The organism is Halomonas sp. 707D4, assembly GCF_024158685.1.
In the GTDB taxonomy this organism is placed as follows: Bacteria; Pseudomonadota; Gammaproteobacteria; order Pseudomonadales; family Halomonadaceae; genus Vreelandella.
Genome location: NZ_JAMZBD010000434.1, coordinates 1 through 2,584, shown reverse-complemented (window position 1 = coordinate 2,584; position 2,584 = coordinate 1). Strand labels below are relative to the sequence as shown.

Annotated in this window: 3 protein-coding genes; 1 reads left to right on the top strand and 2 read right to left on the bottom strand. The window is 66.8% G+C overall.

The window, feature by feature from the left end; translation table 11 throughout:
* Positions 1–207: 207 nt before the first annotated feature.
* Positions 208–1,404 (bottom strand): MFS transporter, encoded by a 1,197-nt coding sequence (locus BIS11_RS14870; protein ID WP_253423971.1) that lies wholly within the window; start codon positions 1,402–1,404, stop codon positions 208–210.
* 187 nt (positions 1,405–1,591) lie between these two features.
* Between BIS11_RS14870 and BIS11_RS14865 the strand changes: the two genes are divergently transcribed.
* A complete protein-coding gene (locus BIS11_RS14865; RefSeq protein WP_253423969.1) occupies positions 1,592–2,203 on the top strand; it encodes a DNA-3-methyladenine glycosylase in 612 nt (203 codons plus the stop codon).
* On the opposite strand, the gene BIS11_RS14860 is transcribed toward BIS11_RS14865, so the two are convergent.
* A partial coding sequence (locus tag BIS11_RS14860; RefSeq protein WP_301286483.1) for a pirin family protein occupies positions 2,200–2,584 on the bottom strand: 385 nt, incomplete at its 5' end. The two genes, BIS11_RS14865 and BIS11_RS14860, sit on opposite strands and share 4 nt — an antisense overlap.

Genomic DNA, 2,584 nt, shown 5'->3' with positions numbered 1-2,584 from the left:
GCAGCCCGCCAATACCAGCATGGCGGCAGTGATTGCGCCCAGGGTCACGACGCGAGACGTTTTCAGAAGCTGAGTATGCATGGGTCACCTCCTTATGGTTTGCACTCTTATACCCTAGGAAGAATTACCCGCCTTTGCCACTTTAATCGCGCCAACGCTGGTTTAACTTACGTTGCGAAAACGCCTGCCGACGTTCGTGCACTCGTGTCAGACCGTACTCGCCTCGGGGTAGCTGCGCTTTTCGAGCACGCGGCCCCACCAGAAGATAAGCAGCCCGCAAAGGGCCAGCCCCGTGCCGACAAGGCCAGTGCTCGACCAGGGCAGGCCTACGCTGATCGCCAGCCCCGCAAGCCAGGCCCCCAGAGCGTTGGCGCCGTTGAACGCAGCGTGGTTGAGCGAGGCCGCCATGGTCTGGGCGTCGCCCGCCACATCCATCAAGCGCGTCTGCAGCGACGGCGCCAGCGCCATGCAGGTACCCACCAGGCCCACGCAGAGAAGTCCCGTCCAGACGTTGTTGGCGGCGACGAAATAGAGCCCCTGGATCACCGCGCACCAGATCAGGATGCGGGGAATCGCCCGCATCAGGTTCCGGTCCGCCATGCGCCCGCCCACCAGGTTGCCGATGATCGAGCCAATGCCGAAGATCACCAGCACCAGCGGGCCGAACGCCTCGCTCATGCCTGCCTGGCGCGTCAGGGTCGGCATCACGTAGCTGAAGATGGAGAACATGCCGCCACAGCCGATGCAGGCGATGGCGATGGTCACCAGCACGCGCTGATCGACCAGCGCCTTGAGCTCCTTCTTCGGGCTGGCCTGGGTGTTGATGGGCTGCACCGGCACGTAGAGGCGAATCAGCAAGGCGGTGAGCAGGGCGATGCCGCCTACCGCAGTGAAGGCGATCTGCCAGCCGAACACGTTGCCCGCCCAGGTACCCAGCGGCGCGCCCACGAGGATCGCCGTGGTCAGTCCCAGCATCACCCGCGAGATCGCCCGCGCCCGCTGATCGATGGGCACCGCCCCGGCGGCCACCAGCGCCGCCACGCCGAAGTAGGCCCCGTGAGGCAGCCCGGCCAGAAAGCGCAGGCCCACGAAGGACCAGAAGCCCGGCGCCATGGCACTGGCGATGTTGCCCACGGCGAACACCAGCATCAGCACGATCAGCAGCGCCCGCTTGGGCACTCGCGCGGCCAGCGCCGAGATGATCGGCGCGCCCACCACCACGCCAAGGGCGTAGCTGCTGATCGCGTAGCCTACCTGGGGCTCCGAGACGGCCAGGTCGCTTGCCACGCGGTTCATCAAGCCCATGATGACGAACTCGCTGGTGCCGATGCCGAAACCACCCAGCGCTAACGAAAATTCGGCCAAGCGCGGACTACGCGCTTGGCCTTGAGAAGACTCTTGCACACTTGACTCCATGGGCGCCGGGGCACCCGAACGAATATCGACTCGATTGCGTCGGATGATCGCAAAAGTAGACGAAAGTATAAAGCCGCGCCATCAGAAAGCGGGCGGGCGACACGCCCCGTCGCGGCTCGTTTCCTGCTAGGTTGGAAGATGATTCGACAGCATAGCGCCCATCGAGTACTGCTTCATGACACCGGATACCATTGCCCAGGCCATGCGCGAGCTGGCCCAGGCCGACCCCGACATCGCCCGCGCCCTGCCCGGTGTGGGCGCGCCGCCTCCGCGCCAGCGCGACCGAGGCTTTTCCACCTTCTTCTCGACCATCGTCAGCCAGCAGCTTTCCGTCGAGGCGGCGCGGGCGATCATGGGCCGCGTCAATACCGTGCTGCCCGAGCTCCACGCCAGGGCGGTGAGCGAGATAGAGGGCCAGGCGCTGCGCGACGCCGGGCTCTCCTGGCGCAAGATCGGCTACGCCAAGGGCCTCGCCGACGCGGAGCTCGCCGGCACCTTCAGCGCCGACGATCTCGAGCACCTGAGCGACGAGGAGGTCGTCGCCGCGATCACGGCTCTCAAGGGCTTCGGGCGCTGGAGCGCGGAGATCTACCTGATGTTCTCGCTCGGACGCCCGGACGTCTTCCCGGCGGACGACCTGGCCCTGCGCGTGGCGCTCGGCCGCCTGAAGCGCCTCGACGACAAGCCCACGCCCGCCAGGGCGCGTCAGCTCGTCGAGCACTGGGCACCCTGGAGAAGCGTGGGCGCGCTCTTCCTATGGCACTACTACCGAGGCGAGCCGCTCTAGGCGTTCAGGCCACCGAACTTGCCCGCCTGGTAATCGTCGATGGCCTCGACGATCTCCTCGCGCGTGGTCATCACGAAGGGACCGTGGGAGAACACCGGCTCGTCGATCACCTCGCCGTGGCCGAAGAGCAGCCGCGCGCCGCTTGCCGCCGCGATCTCCACGGTGTCGCCCTCGCGGTCGAGTTCGACCAGACGGTGCGCCGTCACCGGCTCGCCCCCCACGCTCACCTCGCCCTCCGCCACGTAGAGAAACACCTGGCGGCCCGGCGCCACGGGTAGCGTTGCGCGGCTGTCGGCGGGCAGCGCCAGCGTCGACATGAAGATGCCGGTCAAGGTTTCGATGGGGCCGGCGTACTCGCCCCACTGCCCCGCGATCAGGTTC